Source organism: Bacillus sp. MUM 116 (genome assembly GCF_001866655.1).
Taxonomy (GTDB): Bacteria; Bacillota; Bacilli; order Bacillales; family Cytobacillaceae; genus Neobacillus.
On record NZ_MLYR01000018.1, the window covers coordinates 26,840 to 50,838 of the forward strand.

Here is a 23,999-nt window from a genome sequence, read left to right on the forward strand (position 1 = left end):
AAAATTTGGTATCATGGGATTGGACGATTTTGCCAGTATTTGATTTGGAGGCTCATATGGAAAAAATTAAGGTAATGACCGTATTTGGGACAAGGCCTGAAGCCATCAAAATGGCTCCGCTTGTCAAGGAACTCGAGAAAAACCATGAACAGATCCAATCGATTGTGACAGTAACGGCGCAGCATCGCGAAATGCTGGACCAGGTTTTAAATATTTTTCAAATTACCCCTGATTATGATTTAAATATAATGAAAGCAAGGCAGTCACTGATTGATGTGACAATGCGCAGCCTTGAGGGCTTAAATGAAGTATTCCAGAAGGTGAAACCGGATATTGTTCTTGTTCATGGTGATACCACCACCACTTTTATAGCCAGTCTTGCCGCTTTTTATCATTCTATACCAATAGGACACGTTGAGGCTGGGCTGCGGACAAGGAATAAATATTCGCCTTATCCGGAGGAAATGAACCGGCAACTGACAGGTGTCCTGGCCGATCTGCATTTTGCACCGACATCCAAGTCAAAACAAAATTTATTAATTGAGAATAAAAAAGAAGAGGCCATTTTTGTCACAGGGAATACCGCGATTGATGCCTTAAGTACGACGGTGAAAAATGATTACTCTCATCCAGTACTTGAACAACTGGGGGACAGCCGTTTGGTGTTAATGACGGCGCATCGCCGTGAAAACACTGGAAAGCCGATGGAAAACATGTTTACCGCCATCAGAAGATTGGTTGAAAAACACGAGGATATTCATGTTGTCTATCCTGTTCATATGAATCCGGTTGTCCGTGAAATTGCCGGCCGAATCCTTGGGGATAATAATCGAATTCACCTAATTGAACCATTAGATGTGATTGATTTCCACAATTTTGCTTCAAGAGCATACCTCATTTTAACCGACTCAGGCGGGGTTCAGGAGGAGGCGCCATCCTTAGGCGTTCCGGTTCTTGTTTTAAGGGATACAACCGAGCGTCCGGAGGGTGTTGAAGCGGGAACTTTAAAGCTTGCCGGAACGGATGAGGAAACGATTTTTCATCTTGCCGATGAACTTTTATCTGATAAAAATGCTCATGAAGAAATGGCGAAAGCGTCGAATCCGTACGGCGACGGCCACGCTTCAGAACGAATTGTTGAAGCCATTCTCTATCATTTCGGAGTAAAAAAAGAAAGACCAGCCAATCTTTTTTCCTAAATTCATTTTTTAAAGAGGATAGGCCTTTTTTCTCTTTAAAACGCTTACACATTGGAATATAGTAGTACTAACACATAATCGTACGAAACGGCAAAACCATTGAAAAATGGTGACGCAAAACTAAAGGGGCTACTATTTTTAACAGGAGAAAAGCCATACCGTAAGAAGGACACTACTTTTCTTTTACAAAGGATAATGCCAGCCAGTTACCGAACACGAATACTCCTGCGATTTTGTGTGAAACAAAAAAAGGAGGTCCCGTGTGTGAAAAATTTTATTATTAAGGGAAGGTATTATTGGCATTTATTCCAATACCACCACAATGAGCTGCTTCAGCAGGACTGTCTTTGCGAGGAGTTAAAATCAAAATTTAAAGTCAAAGCGATCTACCATAACAGTAAAGCCATTGAATTGGCACACCAATGCGATGGATCTTGATGAATACAAAAAGCCTGGGACCACAAACTCCCAGGCTTTCCTTATGATTTATTTAAAAATCAAATTTTTGAACAAAATTACAATTACAGCAGGCTCGGCCAATCAGCCGGCGGGTTTTGGAGTTTTCATAATAAATTTCTTCTAATCCACAGACAGGGCATTCGATTATATGGAAAATTTGTCTTTCTCCTAGAATTGCATCTAACAAATGTTCAAAGTACATTCTACAAGCCCCCAATCTATCTTTTCTCTACGATAGCAAATACTAGAAGAAAGATTAGAAGAATATTGTCATGGGGAAGCTTAATTTTTTCGACAACATTTACTGTAAAAAAGAAGGCCGGACCAGCCTTCTTTTCAATCTATTTTGGAGGGAGGGGTAAGTAAACGAATGTTCTTGCTGACCAGCTTCAGCACCTACTTATTAATGTTTAGCAGCAGCAGGTTGTGCAGGCAGCTTACCATCTTTAGTGACAATTAATTTAGCAAGTGAACCTTTCATAGCCTGGTCAAATTGGTGAGACAATACTGAGTAAGTTCCTTCATCTACTACTGTAAATTCAACTACTGCCCCGCCACTGGCAGGAATCATGACGGATTGCATACCTTTAAGGTGGTTATAAGGGTTACCATCAAGATATACATCATCAAAAACTGTACCTACAACGTGGAAGGAAACAGGTTGTGACATACCCACGTTTTCAAAGTATAGACGAACCTTATCGCCAACTTTAGCAACGAATGGAGTATCTCCGAATTTACCATTCGCGAGTTCTCGAACACTCATCGTATAATGAGAAGGATTACCTTGCTTCATATCTTCAGAATTCCCACTATCAAACCATTCGTTATTTATGACGACATACTCTTTATCTACTTTATTAGGATAAGGATGAGCATGATCTTTAACAATGATTGTACCAACCATGCCATTCGCAATATGCATCATAACAGGAGCAGTACCGCAGTGATACATAAATACTCCAACATCACTGGCTTTATAAGTGAATGTACCTTTATCATTCGTTTTAACATCAGCAAAATTCTTAGTAGGTGAAGTATGCACAGCATGGAAGTCCATTGAGTGCATTACAGTTGGGTCATGATTCTCTAATGTAAAGTGAATTGTATCACCTTTATTAACAATAACAACAGGGCCGGGCGCTTGACCATTGTATGTCCAAGCTTTATATAATACATCTGGTGCTACTTGCACATCCGTAACAGTTGATGTCATGGTTACATTAACCTCATGCTCACCAATCCGTTCAATTTTAACTGGTGTAGCTTTTTCGTTAATATTCTTTTGAGTAGGCAGGATCGTATTTTCATTCACATATTTACCATGCTTCATATTCCCCATATTTGCCATATTATCATGGTTAGAAGAAACATTCGTTTGAGCAGTCCTATTGGCTGTTTTTTCGAGTTTCAAATTCGTCGTATTACAAGCACTTAAGACCAACATGGAAGTCATCATCACCGCAGCAACTTTTCCTACTTTTTTCATTTTAAATCTCCTCCATTTAATTTCATTTTTTATAAGAATAGTTTTGTATGTAGTTATTTGTTTGCTTTTAGTTTCCGATGTTCTTAGCATTTCAGTTTTTCTAATGTCTATCTCTAGCGCTTGGCTACAGAAAGCTAACGCTTTCTGTACGCATTAAGTGCGACTAAGTCTCTGGCTTCGCTCCGCTCGCCAATCGACTAGTCTTACTCTATCGGGGCTGACCAAAGCGCTTACGCTTTTTTTGTAATCTGATTACACTTTCATTCTATTCACGAGGGGGTGTGGCACGAGTGATTCAGGTCACTTAAAAAGAGATGCACAGTGAACAAATTGTGAAACAGTGAGCAAGCTAAACATAGTGAAAAACGTAGGTAATTGCTATGATGATTTCACACTATTTTGGTCATTCTAATAGTGATAATTTTAGTTTAGGAGGGTTTATTTTGAAAAAAGAACAGGATCGAACAAGTGAAGGGTTAAATCAAATATTTGAAGTAATAAATGCTAAAGGGGACACAGGTGAACTTGAGAAAATTGTTGAGCATAATGATGTGAGTGATGAAGACCAAAACTAGTTGAGGACCCGAAGGAAATGGTCTTCATCAGGTGAATGAAGACCAAAAGTCGTTGAGGACCTGAAAGAAAAGATCTTCAACAGGTGGATGAAGACCAAAAGTCGTTGAGGACCTGAAAGAAAAGGTCTTCAACAGGTGGATGAAGACCAAAAGTCGTTGAGGAGCCGAAAGAAAAGGTCTTCATCGGATGGATGAAGACCAAAACTAGTTGAGGACCAGAAAGAAAAGGTCTTCATCAGGTGAATGAAGACCAAAAGTCGTTGAGGAGCTGAAAGAAAAGGTCTTCAACAGGGTGATGAAGACCAAAAGTCGTTGAGGAGCTGAAAGAAAAGGTCTTCAACAGGTGGATGAAAACCAAAAGTCGTTAAGAAACCCATAGAAATGTCCTTCATCCAGTCGATGAAGGACAAAACTAAGCAATAGATTAAGCGATAGTAGTAAAATAAATATTCAATCCCTATGATCATTTGGTAGTATCCTGCCAATTTACCCAATATTATTTCTAGAAATTAATAATTAAAATTGAATAAAATTTAGATAACGATAGAGATATTTGCCTATCCATATGGTAAGTTATTAGTATTACAATCTAAAATAAGGGGAAAAACAAATGTCACGAAAATGGAAATGGCTAATCGCCTGTTTCTTTTTTCTTCTTTTCTTAAATGGATTCGGGATTTTCGCAGTGCATTTCTTCAGCAGGTAAGAGGGTTACGGTAAAAAGGGAGAGGTGAATACATATAATGATAACCAATCTAACGAAGCCGCTTTCGAAAAAAATGTTAATGGCCATCCTTGTCATCACGCTTGGTGCTGAAATTGTTCTTTATTTTATGAGATATAGTTATTTGGCCGGCACTTTATATGATGCCATTATGGTTTCGTCCTTCTTTATTGGTTGGAAATTGCAGTACAGGCTCGCTGACAAAGTGCGCCCACGGCCGACAAAGCTCAAGCTTACCCTTCAGTTTACAAGTGCATTTCTCCTATTTTTTATTGGGAGCACCATTATTAATATTTTTTCGAATTTGGCCTTCCCAGCCTTTAACAAGGATTACAATCAATATGTTCAAGTGTACACCGACCCGAAAACGACAACAGGTGGTACTTCTCCAGCATTTTTTTCGACGATTGATAGCGTCGGTTCTGATTTATATAATGATGCTCTTGCTGGTCTTGAGGAAGTTTGGCGCTTGGGTTATATCATTCTTGTTCTGATTGTTTGCAAAAAGGTTTTTCCCCGCCACTGGAAAACGGGTTCAAGAGATCATTTTATTCTTTTTGCGCTCTTTTTTACATCGATACTTTTCGGCATCGACCATACATTGGATACCGTCCAAGCGTGGCCTGTACGGATTGGCGCCATCGTTACTTTTGCCAATATGGGTTTGCTTTTGGGACTCATTCTTTTATGGACACGAAATCTTTGGGTAACGGTCATCGTTCACTCGTTTTACGATATAACGACTACCTTGTCGTGGAATTATTATCATTATGCTGTTGAAACTTTTGCCTTAGCCGCATTCATTCTTCATCTCATTCTTTTAAAATTCGTAAAAGCAGAGCAGCCGCCGCAAACGATTGAACTAACAAATTAGGGGATGCCGAAATAGCATCCCCCTAATCTATTGTCCCCCATATACATAGGAATGATTTTGATCCCAATATTGAATGGTTCCATCCTCATTTTCCTTATATTTCATCGCTGCTTTCTTAAAAGCGTTTATTAAACTATCCTTTTCCAATTCCTGCTTTACATATAGTTGATTCAAAGCCGGTGTCATTTCTTTTTTTGTATTTTTTTGGTAGTATTTTAAAATTTTTAACCGCTCTTTGTTTACTTCCAGGAAATCCTGCTTATGCTCGGAGAATCCGGCAGGGACCTTCAAATTATATGCCCTCTCGTACAGTTTCCTTTGCAGCGACAATGCCTGGTTCATATTGTCCCTAGATGGGCTCGGTTCAGTAAGAATATTAGCCAATATCCGATCACTTTTTACAGTTCTTGTGCTTTGGCTAAATAGCTAATGATTGCTTCCTTGTTTTCAATCGTTTTCGTATTATAAATGGCTAAAGAAAAAACAAGAAGGACGAAAATAAATAACAGCACTCCTGTAATCTTGAATCCCCTTTTGCTACGAGTATTCTCCTGTTCTAGGTCGGAATGATTTTTTTTTGATCTGATTGAAGAAGCCCGTTTATATGCAGTTCTTCAAGCTCTTGACGGATTTTTTTTTGCGCCGGGGTCAGCATTTTGAACCTCCAGAAATAGTAGAATCTTTTAGCTGTTACTATCCTACTATAAAACGTGGCAAAAAACTAAAGAATATCCAAATTTATAGAAAAAAATACCCTTAAATCCCCGTTTTATCCAATTTATATTTATGTAAAAACAATCTAATAGACCTATGAAAATAGGATTAATAGAATTTTTGTATCATAAGGGATTTGGGGCACTTTTTTTATCAAAGTGAAGTAATATATGCAGAATCCTCCGCCTAGTTCCGATTTGATTCGGGAGCTTAGCGGGGGATTTTCTTAAAATTGAAGATATGTTGGTATTTTTGTAGAAAAATCTTTAATTTTGTAGATAAGTTCCGAAAATTTGTTGATAAGTGGTTCATTTTTGGAGATATCCACTTCATATCTCAAAGACTTCCGGCTTAATTGTCGATATCATCGAAATTTGTGTTGATATCTTTCGAAAATTTGTTGATTAAATCAAAATCTGTGTCGATATCCCCAAAAAGAACATGCCTTTCCTATTTCTCCCTCTATATATACAGACAAATATTTTATTTTCCTACCATTTCCTCTTTTATATTTAAAAATGATAGAATAATATTCAAATATAAAACATAAATGGAGGGAACCGAGTTGAGATATTTATGGTCATTGGGCCTGATGGTGCTTTGCCTATCATGCATGGGAACGGCTGCCTCCGCTGATGGAGCAAACACCTACACGAATTTACTAAAAACGAATATAGAATCGAATGCTTTTCATGACCAGGAATTAATCGTTAAATTCAGCTTGAGCCTTTCGAAAACACAAAGAGATGCCATCCTAAAACAGGTTAATGCAACAGAAGAAGCCCATTTAGAAGATGGAGACTTTTCTTTTATCAAAGTTCCTAAAGGTACGGATTTAACAAAAACAGCACAAAGTTTATTAGCTCAGAAAAAGATTTTATGGGCGGAACCAAACTTTAAGGTTAAAAGCACCTATATTCCGCAAGAACCAGACTACTCAAAACAGTGGTATTTAAATAAAATTCAAATGCCGAAAGCATGGGACATCACAAAAGGGTCCCCTCAAATTAAAGTAGCTGTCATTGATGATGGCGTTCAGCAGGATCACCCGGAGCTAAAGGGGAAAATCATCAGCCCGTATAATGCGGTAACCGGAAATGCACAGTATACCCCTCATGAACATGCAACCCATGTGGCTGGAATCATCGCCGGTAGCTTCAACCGGTCAGGTATTGCCGGGATTGCTCCTAATGTGAAAATCATGCCGATTAATGTATTCGCTGGGGACGAAGCAAGTGATTATGCTGTCGCCCTCGGGATTAAATACGCGGTAGATCACCATGCAGATGTCATCAATATGAGTCTGGGAAGCCCGAACTATAGTGTTCTTCTAGACTATTATGCGAACTATGCAAAATCGAAAGGGGTCATCCTTATTGCAGCTGCGGGAAATGATGGTACTTTTACAAAAACGTATCCTGCTGCGCTGGATTCTGTTGTTGGGGTAGGGGCGACTAATAGCGCTGATCATATTGCCTTTTATTCAAATAAAGGAAGTTTTGTTGATTTAACGGCTCCCGGGAGTAATATTTATTCCTCCATCAATGGAAGTTCCTATGCATACTTGACAGGTACCTCAATGGCATCGCCTGTTGTATCAGGTGTTGCTGCTCTTATTCGATCGAAAAATCCATTTTTAGCTCCGGACCAGGTTGAAAGTATTATGGAGCATTCAGCCGTTGACTTAGGGAAGAAGGGCCGTGATGATTACTACGGTTACGGCAGGATTGATGCCTATAAGGCTGTTTCCAATACTCCCTCCCCAACAGCCAACATAACGGCTCCAAAAACCTTCACGATGACGGGGAAAAATAAAGCGGCTTTCGCTTTGAAGCTTCCTGGTCATGCGAATGTTACCGTGGCCATTCAAAATGCGAGCGGTCAAACCGTTAGGGAAATGCTGAAAAAAACGATTACCGGTACGAAGCAAACTGTCGATTGGGATGGAAAAGCAACGAATGGGAAATTTGTTCCAACTGGTACGTATAAGGCAGTAGTAAAAGCATCTAATAGCCGGGCGTCACTGGCAAAAACAACTATGATTCAAGTTGTAAATCATACGTATGCTGATATTTTAGTAAAAGGAGATTATTCTTTTTCCCCTAAAATTGGGAAGAGCATTAAGATTCCATATGAGTTAACGCAAAAGGCGAAGGTTACAGCTGTTATAAAAGATAATGCGGGACGTGTTGTCAAAAACATCATCACAGGCAAATCCTTGCCAACCGGAAAGTATTCAATCCAATGGGATGGAAAAAGTGAAAAAGGCCAAATTGTAAAAGACTCTACCTATAGTTTAGAAATGTCTCTATTAGATGTTCATAATAAAAAAGGAAAAACGAAAAAGGTTTCTATTAAAATAGACACAGTTCCTCCATCCGGCAGAATTAATGTTGCATCGGATGTATATGAAAAGGACCCAAAAAACCAAGCTGCTGCGTCACTGGAAGGAACGGAAACTGCAAATGTTTCTGTGTTTGTAATTGATGAAAAAGAAAACATAGTGAAACAGCTTTTAAATAAACAAACAAAAAATGCTAACTTCAGTTGGAATGGCATGAATGCTAAAAAACAGTTTCTCCCAGAAGGACGCTATCGCTATTTGGTCCAATTAAAGGATGCAGCCGGGAATTCTTCGATAATCAAAAGTAAATTCTTTATGCTGCAGCGTCTCCCGATTATCCAATCGGCAAAGGATGTTACATTAACAACACAAGATATAGAACCCATCACTTATACCTTAAGCAAGGCAGGAAATGTAACGATTGACATTATTCAAGGGGAAACACTTATCAAATCCATCCAAACGAATTTGGTTGAAAATCCCGGAAACCAATCATTCCTATGGGATGGTACAGATAACAGCAACAACCTTATGGATATTGGTGATTACCAATTTAAAATCTCGATTGTTGATAAATACGGGTTGACACAAGATTTTACAGGGACCATTCATATAAAATAATAAAACGAGGGTCTCCTTAGAAGGAGCCCTCGTTTTTCGTATCTATTTTAATTCTAATTGTGCTCTTAGTTCTTTTTGAAGACTTTGTTTTTCTTGATCAGGAACAATGAAATAATAGATTCCATTTATTTTTGTGCCATTTCCTGTTATGCTCATTTGTTCCACTTTACTTGCGGCACCTTTATAATTCTTTTGAATTTCCATCATTTGATCAAACGAAAGATTTGTTCTTACATTATTGCCTAGAGCCGAAAAAATACTTTGATATTTTGTCAGTGAGGAAAGACTTGCTCCCTCACGAAGAATTCCTTGAATAATTTCACGTTGGCGCAGCTGGCGGCCAAAATCCCCACGAGGATCTTCATGTCTCATTCGAGTAAATGCCAATGCTTTTTTACCATCTAATGTTACCTGGCCTTTAGGGAAATGATATCCGTCTTGGCTAAAGTCTAAATCATTGTTAACGGTAATACCACCAACAGCATCAACAATATCTTTGAAACCTTCCATATTTACTTTTACATAGTAGTCAATCGGAATATTCAAGAAGTTCTCAACAGTATTCATCGACATTTCTTCATTACCAAAAGCATAAGCATGATTTATTTTATCCACAGTCCCATGTCCAACGATTTCAGTTCTCGTATCCCGCGGAATACTTAGCATTTTAACGGATTTATTATTTGGATTTACCGTTAAAACAATTATTGTATCGGAACGGCCCTTGTCACCTTTTCGTTCGTCGACCCCAAGCATAAGCACAGAGAATGGCTGTTTATTAGTTAACGAAACTTCCCCGGCCCGTTTATCGGATTTTCGGTCCAAAGGCTGATGCATCGTTTCGACTGCATTCGTCAAAGATTTATATACAGAAAATCCATAAATTCCAATACCGACTAAGAGGACTAACAACACAATTCCTGTGACACGGAGCCATTTTTTCTTCTTTTTTTGTTTACCAGCTCGCATTAAATTTTCCTCCAGTATTTAATTTTTAAAACAAATACTAGAATAACAGATTTCCGCTAAATAATATACAAATATTTGTATTTTAATCGATATAATCGCTGTTGTTTATTGGATATTCTCAATAGTATTTTCCAAAATAGAAAGGGTGTCTAGATAAAACTATAAACTTTAATTATAACATTTTTATTCTAAAAAATTGCGAAATTTATCATTAAAATAATATGAAAATAACGTAAATTTTTGCAAAAAAACCTATTAATCTTGCTTAAATCCTAGTAGAATATTCTTGCAATCAAAATAATATGTCGAAGGGCGGAAAATGTGTGAAGAGAAAGATAAAAAGAAACATGAAGAGGCGGCTGTTAAACGGTACTCTAGCAACGGCACTTGCTCTTATAACGGTTCCAATGAATATTTTTCCACACTCTGCTAAAGCAGCAGGAACTTCTGAGAGTACTGTAAAACTACGATTCTTAGAAACCACGGATTTGCATGACAATGTAATGGATTATGATTACTACAAAGATGCTCCTACGATTGAATATGGACTTGACCGTACAGCCCAGTTAATCAAAGCTGCGAGAGATGAAAAATTAAATCCTAGTGATCAAAATAGTCCTACATATGAACAAAACTCTATGTTATTTGATGCTGGAGACTTGCTTCAGGGGAACCCAATGGCCGATTATGTGGCTAAGGTTAAGAAGTTAACAGCCGAAGAAGTACACCCTGTTTTTAAAGCTATGTCTCTACTACACTATGATGCAGGTATTCCTGGAAACCATGAATTTAACTATGGGTTAGACTTCCTTAATACTGCATTGGAGCATGTACCATATAATTTTGTAAACGCAAACATTTATAAAGATGATCATGATAATGATTCAACAAATGATAAAAATTATTTTACACCGTATAAGATTATTGACAAAGTCGTTAAGGACCAAAACGGCGCTGAGCAAACCATCAAAGTGGGGGTCATTGGCTTTGCTCCTCCACAAATCATGCAATGGGATAAAGATAACTTAGAAGGCAAGGTCATTGCGAAGGATATCGTAAAGACGGCTAAGGAATTTATTCCGAAAATGAAGGCGGATGGCGCTGATATTATTGTTGCGATCGCCCACTCCGGCTGTGATGTTTCACAAGCAGATCAGGAAAAAGCAGAAAATGCCGTATATGCATTAGCCAAAGTAGCAGGAATTGATGCACTTCTTTTCGGACATGCGCATGTAAATTTCCCTGGCGATGCTCAATTTAACAATAACGACAACATTGATAATAAAAATGGCCACATTAATAATGTTCCGGCTATGGAAGCAGGATTTTGGGGTAATAACCTCGGGGTAATGGACCTTGATTTACAAAAAGTAGACGGAAAATGGACTGTAACGAACTCTAAGGCAGCATTAAGACCGCTTACAACATCTATAAAAGATTCAAGTGGAAAAGTTACCGAGGTTGTTTCGAATGTTTCTGGACCTGACCAGAAAATTGTTGATGCCGTAAAAGATGAGCACAAAGGAACTCTAGAATATATAAATGGAAAAATTGGCATAACCTCTGCTCCGATGTACAGCTTTTTTGCACAGGTGCAGGATGATCCGACGATCCAAATCGTAAACAACGCACAAACTGATTATGTTAAAAAGTGGATTGCTTCTAAAAACCCGGAATTAGAAGATATTCCTGTCTTATCTGCAGGTGCACCGTTTAAAGCTGGGGGCAGAAGCGGCCCAGCCTACTATACGAATATTCCGGCAGGCGAACTTTCAATTAAGAGTGCCAATGACTTATATCTCTATCCAAATACATTGAAAGCGGTAGAAGTAACTGGAGCAACAGTACGAGAATGGCTGGAAATGTCTGCGGGGCAGTTTAATACAGTCGATCCTGATAAAACTGAACCTCAAAATATCGTAAATGACACATTCCCATCCTATAATTTTGACGTCATTGATGGTGTTAAGTATCAAATTGATATTACGCAAAAACCTAGATATGACAAAGATGGTAATCTTATTAACTCTGATTCTCACCGGATTAAAAATTTAACGATGCCAGACGGTTCTCCAGTTAAGGATGATCAAAAATTTATCGTTGCGACAAATAACTATCGTGCAGGTGGCGGGGGGAACTTCCCAGGTCTTAAAGGTGGAATCGGAAAAGTTGTGGTCGATTCACCAGATGAAAGCCGCCAAGTATTAATTAATTATATTGCAGACCAAGGAACAGTGAACCCCTCTGCTGATAACAACTGGAAACTTGCTCCTGTTGGCGGTTCTGCAAAAATTATTTTTAATTCATCACCAGATGCAAAACCATTTGCTGCTGCATCACAAAATATTAAAGATCTTGGGTCAGCTCAGGATGGTTCTGGTTTTGAACAATATGCATTAGACCAAAAGGTCCATGTTCAATTATTAGGAATTAACGATTTCCATGGCCAGCTCGATACATGGAGAGCTATTAAAGACAAAGATGGCAAAGTGGTCGATTATTCAGGCGGTATTGAATATTTAGCTGCTTATTTGAAACAGAGAGAAGCTACGAACCCTGCCAATACCCTTATGGTCCAAGCAGGAGACCTTGTAGGAGCAAGCCCGCCAGTATCTGCCTTGTTACAAGATGAGCCTACCATTCGTTTCATGAATGAACTTGGTTTTGACGTAGGTACAATCGGTAACCACGAATTTGATGAAGGCGTTGCGGAAATGAAACGTCTCATTTATGGCGGCAGCAATCCGAAAACAGAAAAATACGAAGAGAAGTATGGAAAATTCACAGGTTCAACAATGGACTATGTGGTTGCAAACGTAGTAGATGAAAAAACAAATAAACCTATTTTACCTCCATATACAGTAAAAGAAGTGGATGGAGTAAAAATTGGCTTTATCGGGGTTGTCACGACTGAAACACCAACCATTGTAACGCCAAAAGGTGTAGAAGGCGTTAAATTTACTGATGAAGTAGAAGCTATTAATAAATATGCGAAAGAATTAACGGATAAAGGGATTAAGACCATTGTCGTTCTTGCCCATGATCCTGGTACATCCAATACGGATGGCTCAAATGCAACTGGAAAAGTGGTCGACATGGCCAAAGCCATTGATCCTGAAGTTGATGTCATTTATGGTGCACACGACCATAAATATTTAAACACAAAAGTAGATAACAAGCTTTTGGTTCAATCCTGGTCATATGGAACGGCTTTTTCGGATATTGATTTAACCATTGATCCGGTTACACAGGATATTATTGAGGAAAAAGCTGAAGTGGTGGACACACTTCATAGTAAAATTACTCCTGATGCACATATTAAATCGGAGTTAGATGGCTATCAAGAAGATATCAAACCGATTACTGGTCAAGTAATGGGTGAAACAGCAGATGTAATGAGCAATGCAGCGAATGCAAGCGGTGAGTCTGTACTAGGTAATTTTATTGCTGATGGCATGAAGGTAACGGGAGGTACTGATTTTGGATTCATGAACTCTGGTGGTATTCGTAACCCGCTTCCAAAAGGGACGATTACATGGGGAGATTTATTCAAAGTCCAGCCGTTCGGCAATGATTTAGTGACGATGACCATTACTGGAGACCAAGTAAGAACATTATTAAATCAACAATTCCAAGCACCACCAAGCTATAATAAAATTATGGCAATCTCTGGTCTGCGTTACACCTGGTCAGATAAATTACCATATGGACAGAAAGTCCTTGATATCTACCTTCCGGATGGTTCTAAAATTGATCCGATTGGAGAATATACCATCACGGTTAATAACTTTATGGCAGATGGCGGCGATGGATTTACGGTCCTTAAATCTGGTAAAAACCGTGTAACCAATAAGGTAGATTTAGATGCATTTGTTGACTACTTTAAAACTTTTACAGGTCCAGTTAGTTCTCAAATTGAAGGACGTGTAAGAAATGTAGATGTAACTCCTGCCGCACCGGTTGTTAATACAGTCAATGACCAAGATAAAAAGGTAACGGGCAGCACGATTGCAAATGCACTCGTTAGAGTAACCGCAAATGGGAAGCTAATTGGTTCCACTACATCATCTGAAAAAGGAAGCTTTACAGTGGATATTCCAGTTCAAAAGGCTGGCACAACCCTAACTGTGACAGCAATTGATGGTTCATCAAATGTAAGTTTTGATGCAAAAGTCATCGTTAAAGATGTAACTCCTCCTAACAAACCAGTTGTAGATGATGTAGAGAATGCTGATAAAAAGATAACCGGAACAGCTGAAGCAGGTTCTATTATCACTGTTTCCAGTAATAAAGGAGTTCTTGGCAGTGCAACGACTGGGCAAGATGGGAAATACTCAGTAGCATTAAAATCTGCTCAAACAAAAGGAAATGTCCTTAAAGTAGTTGCAACAGATGATGTCGGTAATAGAAGTGAGGCTACTACTGTAATTGTTAGGGAAAAAGCTCATCCTGTTCCTCATTGATAATATTGTCTGAGGAAAAAAGAAAAAGAAAAGATAGAGAATGCTTTTAAAGTTGAACACTATTGAATGAGGAAAGGTCCCTGAAGAATAATTTTTCAGGGACCTTTTTATAAATATTTTAAAAGATTAACCTTTGCACAAGCCAAATGGCTCCCAAAACTACAATGATAATTGATCCGTATCGAACAATTTTTCCAGAAACCTTTTGCTTAAACATGTAAGTTAATAACGGTAAAAGTAGGAGGACAATGGTTAATTGAACCGCTTCGATTCCTAAATTAAAGTTTATTAAGGAAACAGCAAGATCCTTCTTAGGAATCGCCATTTCCCGTAAAAGAGTTGCAAAGCCAAGCCCGTGAATTAAGCCAAATAAAAAGGTAATCGTCCAGCGGTGACGGATTTTCTTCTTGAAAATATTTTCCACTGCTACATAGCAGATACTAAAAGCAATGGTTGCCTCGACAAATCTGGAGGGCAAAGTCACTAGACCTAAAACCGAAAGAGTAAGCGTAATACTATGGGCAATCGTAAACGAGGTCACAATGGCTGCGTATTGTTTAAAGGTTTGCTTCCTTAATAATAAGGCAAGCAGAAATAACAAATGATCGTAACCGGTTAAAATATGCATCATTCCTAGCTTGAAAAAAGAAAACCAGGTTGAGGTAGTTGGCTGAGCATATGCCGCTGGCTGCGTTTTTTTCTGGTAATGATCTTGTACGGTTTGTCCACTATCGGTTTGCTGCTCCTGTTGAACCTCGGTTAACAGCATCGTCCAAGTGCGATTATCGCCTTGCAATGCGGTTTCACTTGTTTCTCCCTGATAATTTGCCGAAAGTAAATTTACATAATTTGTTGTTGGGTCGTTGGCGTAAAAACCATCGTTAAAACTTATCGTTTCACCCGGGGAAACACCTGGGTATTTTAAATAGACAGAAAGGAATATTTTGTTTGATTTTTTGACAATCTTCATTTTTTCTAGTTCCGGAGTCTGTTCCTTGTTGTCTTTATCTAGGGCTATTCCTTCGGTAAGGAGCTCTTCAATATGGTGCTTTTCTTGATCAATTTCTGATTGCTGTAGAACCCAGTCTTTATTTTTATCAATACCATCAATGAGTTCGATAATCGACAAAGTATCAATGGAAAAAACCACTTCTGTTTTGGTAGGATCCATTGTTATTTTTGTATAACTAGCACTATAGGCATGTGCTTCCGCTGTAAATGGTTGGAAAACACAAGATATAAACATTACGAATAAAAAAATCGGAATGCAAAATCTATATATGGTAGACGTCTGACCTCGTCGATTTTCACCTGAAAAAATGTTCACTTAAAAACCTCCTGAATTACTATTCTAAAATAGTTTCCTGAATGTTCCAGTTTTTTGAGTTTATTCAAATTACCTTAATATAATCACATTCCTCCTATGATTGTATACAGTTGATTAAGAATTTACAAAATCTTTATATAATAATTTCGGTTTCTATATATCTAAAAAACAAAAAATTTTGTAGAATTAAAGTGTATTAGAAATAGATTAAAGGGAGGTTAGAAAGTGGATTTTAGAAATAAAAAATTCAAACGCTGGACAAGCTCATTTCTCGCAGCTCTGATCTTAATCAGCACATTTTTGCCAAGCAGTTTGATTGGCAAAGCACATGCCGATATGGCGGATCATGTGGTGATATCGCAATACTTTGGTGGGGGAGGTAATTCAGGGGCTCCGTATAACAAGGACTTTATTGAATTATACAATCCCACAGATCAAGATGTTGTCCTTGATGGATGGTCTGTCCAGTATGCATCCAAAGCTGGAAGCACTTGGTCTGTTACGCAATTAAAAGGGACCATTAAGTCCCACGGTTATTACCTCATTGTTGAAGCAGGAGGGGCAACTGGTGTGGATCTTCCAATTCCGGATGCGTCAGGCGCTATAGCGATGTCCGGTACAGACGCAAAAATTGCATTATTTAAAGATAAAACAACTGCAGCCTCCGGTTCAAAGCCTGCAGATGCAATTGATTTTGTAGGGATTGGTGGAGCGGATGCTTATGAAGGGTCTGCATCAACAAAAGCTACATCCAATACTACAAGCGCGCAGCGTCGCCCATATGCAAACATCGACCCAGCACTCGGAAAAGGTAATGCATGGGACACCGATGATAATGCAGCAGACTTTTATGTAGGACCTGTTGCTGTACCGAGAAATACTGCAAGCCCAACAGAAACTCCTATGGTTCCACAAATTAGCTTGCAACCAAAAGGAAATAATATTCAATTTTTACAAGATGGTAATTCAGTTAAGGTTACAGGGGCAGCTGATGCCGTTGAATCAAACTCAACTGTTACAGTCTATGAAAACGCATCCAAGGGTACTGCTCTTAAAACAGTATCTGCTAAGGCAGATGGAAGCTTTACAATCAATTTCACGAGTGATAAAACACCCCCATCCGTTTATGTAGCTTCAACACAAACTGGGCTTTCTGAAAGTGCACCCATTGAAATCAAGCTGGCAACAGCAAGTACGTCGGTTGACCAAACTAAATTAAGCTATGTGGTTAACGATGGAACAGGTACATTAATTGGCGGTGCAGGCAGTGCTGCTGCGAATGCGATGATTAATGTTTATTCAGAAAAAACTGCTTCATCAGCTGCAAAATTAAACAGTCAAGATATTAAAGCAGGAACATCAGGCGATTTTTCAACCACGATTAACAATGCTCCTGATACGGTTTATGTAACGCAAATTACAAACTCTGCAAAAGGTATTATGCTCGAAAGCGTTCCTGTATCCGTTACAAAGGCAGATACAAGTGCATTAACATCGATCAAAGATGTAAGAGCATATGATTCAAATGGGCAACCGTTAAATCTAAATAAGTACTATACAATTAAAGGTGTCGCCACTGTTGATACACAGATTCTTGGTACACAGAAGCAGAACTTCTATTTACAAGATGCTACAGGTGGAATTAACATATTTAGCGGTTCTTATGATACTCCTTATAAGGTTACAAAAGGAGATCAATTAAAGATTACGGGTAAAGTTTTGATTTACAATGGATTGCTTGAATTCGAACCGACTTCCATTGAAAAAATTAGCGAAGGAAATCCAATTCCGGAGCCAAAGGTTTTATCCATTGTTGATTCAACAACCTTTGCAACTGCTGAACCACTGGAAGGTAGTCTTGTTACGGTTACAGGTAAGGTATCTGCAACAGCAAGTACACCTCCTAACTACAATGTAACTTTTGTGGATGAAAACAATAAAGCAACCACATTAAGGGTCATGGGAGCTACTGGGATCAATCCTGACAAAGATCTTGTGGTTGGAAAAAGCTACACAGTTACAGGGGTATTAGGACAATATACTACGAATAAACAACAATTAACATCAGGATACCAAATTTATCCACGTGATGTAAAAGATATTGCGCCTATTTTAAGCATCACTCATACAGCTTTAACACAAGTATATGAAAATACCAACGTTCCATTTGAAGCAAATGCAGATGGTGCAGAGTCTGTGACGGTTTACTATAGAGCAGCGGGCACCACTGATTATACGGCATTGCCGATGGCGAAAGGCAGTGATGGACGTTACACTGTCACTTTAGATAAGGTGAATGTCCCTCAAGACGGCTTTGAATATTATATGGAGGCCAAGCAAGGGGAACAGGTTAGAACAGCAGGGAAAAGTGATTCGCCGTTTGTTGTAAAAGTTATTCAAGATAAAGAGGGACCGGAATTCAGCGGGGAAACACCACAAAATGGTGCGAAGGTAGAAACCCCAAAACCTGAAATTTCCGTTTTACTGAACGACCCAAGCGGTATAGATGAAAATTCTGTGCAAATGTGGTTGGATGACCACGAGCTTAAAGCTCCAGATGCAACAATCAGTAAAACGCAGGTAAAATACACACCAACAGCAGACCTGGCACTGGGAACTCACACAGTTAAGGTCTCAGCAAATGACGTAAAAGGAAATACAAGCACGAAAGAGTGGACATTTGAAGTCGTGCCTCGTTTTACAGGTGGACATCATTTCCGTGGGACAACCCATAACCACACAAATATTTCACATGATGCTGCCGGTACACCGGAAGATGCCTTAAAAGCAGGTAAAGCACATCATTATGATTGGTTTGCATTCTCAGATCACTCCCATGATATTGACCCATCGCTTCTTGGCCAAGATACTGTGGACCATAAAGGAATGCAGGAACGTAAAGGCGGAGAGCAGTGGCAGCAAGAAAAAGATCTTGCAAAAAAATATACAACCAGTGATTATGTTGTTTTCCCAGCATTTGAAATGACATCTACGACATGGGGACACTCCAATATTTTTGGAACAGATAATTTTATCGACCGAAATATTAACGGCAAGCAATACCAAGATTTGAATCAGTATTATGCGTGGGTTTTAACCTATGATGATATTGTTGGTCAGTTTAACCACCCTGATATGTCTGCAAATGCATTTAATAACTTCAAGCCATACAATAAAAACTTAGACAAATTATTTACGATGCTTGAAGTAGGGAATGGTTCCGGCCACTATGGTTATGCAAATGCCGAAGGAAAGTTCTTCTCAGCACTAGACCTTGGATGGCATGTTGCCCCAACATATGGTGAAGATAATCACGAAGGAACATGGGGTCAAACGAACCAACGAACTGTTATCGTTGCGGATGATCTTTCTCAAGATTCCTTAATGCAATCAATGCGTAATATGCGCGTGTACATGGAAGAAGATCCAAACTTTACGTTAGATGTTTTAGCCAATGGCTACTACATGGGTTCAACAGTTGATAGCAAAACATTAAAATTTGATATCAAAGGAAGCGACCCTGTATCAGAAGCACATAATAGCACGGATTATAGCTATCTTCCAACCTCTTATAAATCAGATGACCGTATTGCAAAGGTTGAATTGATTTCAAATGGTGGAAAAGTAGTGGATTCCATTTCACCAATGACAAAAGATTTTACTTGGAACCCATCCTATACAGTTACAAGCGGTCAGCAATGGTTTGTTGTTAAAGTAACTCAAATGGATGGTGAAAGAATTTATTCTGCCCCAATTTGGTCAAAAGAACAACCGGTTGATGTGAAAGTAAACGGAATTGATATTGATGGCGGAGTTATCATTGGAGGAAATCCGGCAAAATTATCTGCTACTGTTGCCAATAATGGTACAGAAACCATTAATAATCTTAAGGTGGATTTCTACTATGATTCCGTTGACCAAGGTCATATTATTGGATCAAGTGATATCTCCTCTATCTTAAGTAAAGGTTCAGCATCTGCCTCCACCATTTGGTCAAGCCCTGTTACAGGTGATCATAAACTGATTGCAGTGGTAACCTCAAAGGATGGACTGGATATTGGGGATGTGGAATATTCCTTACCAGTAAAAATTAAAGATCCACTTGGTATTAAGGTTTTAATTGATGCCAACCACGGAAACGAAAATACCTCGGGTGACAGTGGAACGTATAAAGATAACTTAAAAGCTTTCACATTACTTCTACAAAAAGAAGGATATACAGTTGCTGAAAATAAAACAGCGATAACAGATAATGTGTTAAGCAATGTTAAAGTTTTAATCCTTACACATGCGAGAACAGCCCTTACAACGGATGAAGATGCGGCAGTATCCAAATTCGTTAAAAATGGCGGATCATTATTAATGGCTGGAAAAAGTAATAATAGCACTGACCCTACGATTAATAACCAATTATTGAGTGATATTGGAACAAGTATCCGTATGAGTAACGATGGAGTATTCGATGATAGTAAAACCGGAAACTTTTGGAGTGACCCTGCTGTCAGCCCTTATGCAGTTAGAGTTCACCCAGGATTAGTCTCAAACTACATTACCGACCGCGTGTCATTTATCGATTACTATAGCGGATCAAGCTTGTCGTCAGCCAATAATCAACCACTAACACAAAGTGGTAAAGTCGTTATTCTTGCAAAAGGAAATGAAACCACTTATCAAGGCAATATCAAGGGTGGCTATACGTATGATTCCGTATCTGACAGCACGGGCGGATCACAGATTCCATTAATTGCTTCTGATGAGATTGGTGACAATAAGGGACGTGTGATTGTCTCAGGTATGAACATCTTTAATGATAAGCAAATGGATGAGTCATACGAACCAAAAGGAAATGACGAGTTTTCACTCAATTCTGTGAACTGGCTGGCCCATCGCGATACAAAGGTTTCAAAAATTGCCGATGTTCGCAAATTAGCTGACGATCAGGATGCAGTAATTGAAGGAACAGTCACAACGGGATCCGGTATATTCTTTGATGCCTTCTATATTCAGGATGAAACTGGCGGTATTATGGCGTTTAAAGAAACTCCAGACGATTCGTTAAAAGCAGGGGACAAGGTCCGAGTTTACGGTCACCTTAAAACCTTTGAAAATAACAAAGAATTCGAGTTTAATAGTTTTGCAACCGATGTGATTAAACTCGGCAGCGGCACCCCTATTGATCCAAAAGAAGTGAAAACGAGTGATGCGACATCAGATGCAAACCAAGGATTACTTGTGAAGGTAAAAGGGACTGTCGTTAAAAAATACGATGAAAATTCTTATGTCATTAATGATGGTTCCGGTGATGTGCTCGTATTTACTGATGGGTATATCGTGAACCAAAGCGGGCCAGTTCCAACTCTTAAAGCGGGTGACACATTAGAGGCTGTGGGACTAGCTGGTAAATTCGCAGAAGGCGAACGGATTCGTGTTCGCGATACAAAAGAATTAATTGGTACGCCAGCAAAAGTACCTGAAGTAACAGGTGTAGAAAACAATCATTCCTATAATCATGCTGTGACGATTTCCTTTGATAAAGGAATGGCTACATTAAATGGTAAAGAGTTTGAAAATGGAACAAAAGTTAGTGAAGATGGAACCTACACACTGGTGGTAACGGATCAATATGGAAATGCAACCACCGTTATTTTTACCATTGATCAAACAGCTCCAAAAATTACTGGAGTTAAGGACAAAGGCCTTTATAATCAAGATGTGCTAATTACCTTTAATGAAGGAACTGCGACATTAAATGGAAAAGCATTTGAAGGTGGTACCATTGTTAGTGAAGAAGGAAAATACACATTAATCGTAACGGATGAAGTAGGAAACGAAACAACCATTCAGTTCACGATTGATAAAACGGCTCCAAAGGTAAGTGGGGTTGAAGATGGTTATTATAATCATGATGTAATAGTTACCTTTGATGAAGGAACGGCAACATTAAATGGTGAAAAATTTACAAGTGGTACAACCGTTTCCGCTGAAGGAGAATATATATTAGTAGTCACAGACGAAGCCGGAAATGCATCAGTTGTGAACTTTACTATTGATAAAACTGCCCCAACTGTAACTGGTGTCTCAGACAATAGCTACTACAATAAGGATGTCACAATTGAGTTTAATGGAACCGCAACATTAAACGGTGAATCATTCGTGAGTGGAGAAAAAGTCAGTGAAGAAGGAACTTACACATTAGTGGTTAGGGACAAGGCTGGAAATGTAACTACTGTTCACTTTACGATTGATAAAACCGCACCTGTAGTCTCTGGTGTTAAAGACAAGGGTCTCTACAATCATGACGTAACCGTTGAATTTAATGAGCTTGGTGCTGTATTAAATGGAAAGCAAGTGGCTTCTGGAACTGTCATTACAAAGGAAGGAACCTATACATTAGTTGTAACAGACCAAGCTGGAAACGTTACAACGGTTAATTTTATCGTTGATAAAACGGCACCTGTCCTAAAAGTTACAGTGGATAAACCGATCCTTTCCACACCTAATCATAAAATGGAGACGATTAATGTGATTCTGGATTCTTCAGATGCATTATCGGGTATTGACTCCGTTGTACTGGAATCTATTACAGTGAACGAAACAACTGCAGCAGACGATATTCAAGATGCAGACTATGGAACATTGGATACAAAATTTAAATTGCGCTCTGAACGAAACGGTAACGGTAATGGCAGAGTTTATAAGATTACCTATTCAGCAAAAGACAAAGCAGGCAATATTACTAAAGCTACTGCAACGGTCACTGTTCCAAAGGGGAACCAAGGGAAATAGACAGAGTGAAAAAGTACGAAAAGTAAAAGTTTGAAAGAATGCCCTCGAATTTTTTCGAGGGCATTCTTATTGGAAATACGTTAAATGTTGCGAAATTCATATAAACATATGGTTATTTTTGCTAGAATTATAGTGTAATAGACTTAAAAAAGGTGGGGAAATAGTTGAGGGTAAGACGCTTATTTATAGGGATTATAGCTGCTTTTATGTTTGCTGCGATCATGGTGCCAGGCAAAAATGCAAGTGCAGCGGAATTAACAGCTCAACAGGATTTCTTGACAAAGGCATCTGGAGAGTTGAATCAATACATAAAAAAGGCCGGGGGAACGGTTACACTTCAATACCAAGATTTAATAACGGGTGACAGCTTGCAAATAAGAGGGAAAACAAGCGGCAGGGCAGCAAGCACAATTAAACTTCCGCTGACTCTTTATATCATGGAGCAGGCGTCTAAAGGAAAAATTAACCTAAATCAAAAGCTGACGTACCAAAAGTCTCATTATTACAGCGGGAGCGGCGTGATTCAATATCAAAAGGTAGGAACCCACTACACGATTCGCGACCTGGTCAAAAAAGCAATTATCTATAGTGATAACATTGCTTTTATTATGCTAAAGGAACGGGTCGGCCAAGACAATTTTATCAAATATATGAAAAGCCTTGGCGGCCAATATACCTATCCAAATGGACAAAACTTAACCTCTGCCAATGATTTATCGATTTATGCGAAAGAGCTCTATCAATTCTCGAATAAGAGTAACTACGGCAAGGAACTTGTTGGCTATTTGAAACAAACCATCTATAATACTACGATTCCCCGCGGGATAAAAGCGGTTTCTGTCGCCCACAAGGTGGGGATGATCCCGATGTACAAAGTGTATAACGATGTGGCAATTGTTTATGATAATCAGCCTTTTACGCTAGCCATTATGACAAAAAACATTTCCTATGAGAAATCTCAAAAGGTAATCGCCGACCTGGCCGGAATTGTTTATAAATATCACAAAACAAAAACAGCTGCAAAATATATTAAGACGAAAGCAGATGTTATGGTCTACTCAAGTATGTCTAAATCTACTGTAATGGGAACTTTGAAAAAGGCAGAAACCTTTAAGATTACTTTAAACCAAGGTTCCTGGTACGGAATTAAATTTGGCAAGGGAACAGGATTCATAGAAAAGGTTTCTGTTACCGCATTAAAGAGTCCGGTTCAATTGAATTGGACAGCCAATGCACCGAAAAGTGGTACTATAAAAATGATTCAAGATGGTAAGGTTTATAGCCAATCTACTGGAGGAAAAGTGATCGGTGACATGAAAAAAGGTCAACAATGCTATTTTTCTAAATTGGAAAATCATGTTTATACGATTGATCTTGGTGGAAGAATCGGCTATGTATCAAGCAAAGATGTAACGGCCATTTCCGCCAATCAGTAAAATGAACCAGTCCTAGTAT

Annotated in this window: 12 protein-coding genes and 1 riboswitch; of the genes, 7 read left to right on the plus strand and 5 right to left on the minus strand. The window is 38.7% G+C overall.

All coding sequences use genetic code 11. The features are described 5' to 3' along the window. Positions 1 to 56 precede the first annotated feature (56 nt). Complete coding sequence (gene wecB / locus BIV60_RS04680) at positions 57 to 1,199, plus strand: non-hydrolyzing UDP-N-acetylglucosamine 2-epimerase (protein ID WP_071354565.1); 1,143 nt, start codon at positions 57 to 59, stop codon at positions 1,197 to 1,199. Positions 1,200 to 1,278: 79 nt separating this feature from the next. After that, positions 1,279 to 1,362: riboswitch (cyclic di-GMP riboswitch) on the plus strand. A 327-nt stretch (positions 1,363 to 1,689) separates the two neighbouring features. Here wecB and BIV60_RS04685 read toward each other — a convergent pair. Then, positions 1,690 to 1,860 carry an acyltransferase gene (locus BIV60_RS04685; protein ID WP_071354566.1) on the minus strand — a complete coding sequence of 57 codons (171 nt, stop codon included), beginning with the start codon at positions 1,858 to 1,860 and terminating at the stop codon, positions 1,690 to 1,692. A gap of 201 nt (positions 1,861 to 2,061) precedes the next feature. After that, entirely contained in the window at positions 2,062 to 3,114 is a 1,053-nt protein-coding gene (locus BIV60_RS04690) for a multicopper oxidase domain-containing protein (RefSeq protein WP_256218299.1), read from the minus strand. A 476-nt stretch (positions 3,115 to 3,590) separates the two neighbouring features. Between BIV60_RS04690 and BIV60_RS30185 the strand changes: the two genes are divergently transcribed. Continuing rightward, the gene (locus BIV60_RS30185; protein WP_256218300.1) at positions 3,591 to 3,722 is read left to right on the plus strand and encodes a hypothetical protein; all 132 of its coding nucleotides are present in this window, start codon (positions 3,591 to 3,593) and stop codon (positions 3,720 to 3,722) included. Between the two features lie 743 nt (positions 3,723 to 4,465). Then, on the plus strand, positions 4,466 to 5,320 hold the full coding sequence (locus BIV60_RS04700) for a CPBP family glutamic-type intramembrane protease (protein WP_071354569.1): 855 nt from the start codon (positions 4,466 to 4,468) through the stop codon (positions 5,318 to 5,320). 27 nt (positions 5,321 to 5,347) lie between these two features. Here the strand turns inward: BIV60_RS04700 and BIV60_RS04705 are convergent, their stop codons facing one another. Further along, positions 5,348 to 5,704, minus strand: a complete 357-nt coding sequence (locus BIV60_RS04705; protein WP_141770402.1) for a hypothetical protein — start codon at positions 5,702 to 5,704, stop codon at positions 5,348 to 5,350. 895 nt (positions 5,705 to 6,599) lie between these two features. Between BIV60_RS04705 and BIV60_RS04710 the strand changes: the two genes are divergently transcribed. Beyond that, positions 6,600 to 8,999 (plus strand): S8 family serine peptidase, encoded by a 2,400-nt coding sequence (locus tag BIV60_RS04710; RefSeq protein ID WP_071354571.1) that lies wholly within the window; start codon positions 6,600 to 6,602, stop codon positions 8,997 to 8,999. Positions 9,000 to 9,041: 42 nt separating this feature from the next. On the opposite strand, the gene tagU is transcribed toward BIV60_RS04710, so the two are convergent. Then, positions 9,042 to 9,968, minus strand: a complete 927-nt coding sequence (gene tagU, locus BIV60_RS04715; RefSeq protein ID WP_071354572.1) for a polyisoprenyl-teichoic acid--peptidoglycan teichoic acid transferase TagU — start codon at positions 9,966 to 9,968, stop codon at positions 9,042 to 9,044. A gap of 323 nt (positions 9,969 to 10,291) precedes the next feature. On the opposite strand from tagU, the gene BIV60_RS04720 reads away from it, so the two are divergent. Further along, positions 10,292 to 14,431: a bifunctional 2',3'-cyclic-nucleotide 2'-phosphodiesterase/3'-nucleotidase gene (locus tag BIV60_RS04720; RefSeq protein WP_071354573.1), complete on the plus strand. Its 4,140-nt coding sequence runs from the start codon at positions 10,292 to 10,294 to the stop codon at positions 14,429 to 14,431. 118 nt (positions 14,432 to 14,549) lie between these two features. Here BIV60_RS04720 and BIV60_RS04725 read toward each other — a convergent pair whose 3' ends face one another. Then, positions 14,550 to 15,758, minus strand: a complete 1,209-nt coding sequence (locus tag BIV60_RS04725) for a HupE/UreJ family protein (protein WP_071354574.1) — start codon at positions 15,756 to 15,758, stop codon at positions 14,550 to 14,552. 225 nt (positions 15,759 to 15,983) lie between these two features. Here BIV60_RS04725 and BIV60_RS04730 point away from each other — a divergent pair, with 225 nt between their 5' ends. Both BIV60_RS04730 and BIV60_RS04735 read left to right on the plus strand, forming a co-directional pair. Beyond that, positions 15,984 to 22,544 (plus strand): lamin tail domain-containing protein, encoded by a 6,561-nt coding sequence (locus BIV60_RS04730; RefSeq protein ID WP_083402099.1) that lies wholly within the window; start codon positions 15,984 to 15,986, stop codon positions 22,542 to 22,544. A 164-nt stretch (positions 22,545 to 22,708) separates the two neighbouring features. Further along, entirely contained in the window at positions 22,709 to 23,980 is a 1,272-nt protein-coding gene (locus BIV60_RS04735; protein ID WP_071354575.1) for a serine hydrolase, read from the plus strand. Positions 23,981 to 23,999: the final 19 nt, after the last annotated feature.

Bases quoted from the DNA above. Each gene is read 5' to 3' on its own strand.
- wecB (WP_071354565.1), top strand. From the start codon at position 57: ATGGAAAAAATTAAGGTAATGACCGTATTTGGGACAAGGCCTGAAGCC.
- BIV60_RS04685 (WP_071354566.1), bottom strand. From the start codon at position 1,860: ATGTACTTTGAACATTTGTTAGATGCAATTCTAGGAGAAAGACAAATT.
- BIV60_RS04690 (WP_256218299.1), bottom strand. From the start codon at position 3,114: ATGACTTCCATGTTGGTCTTAAGTGCTTGTAATACGACGAATTTGAAA.
- BIV60_RS04700 (WP_071354569.1), top strand. From the start codon at position 4,466: ATGATAACCAATCTAACGAAGCCGCTTTCGAAAAAAATGTTAATGGCC.
- tagU (WP_071354572.1), bottom strand. From the start codon at position 9,968: ATGCGAGCTGGTAAACAAAAAAAGAAGAAAAAATGGCTCCGTGTCACA.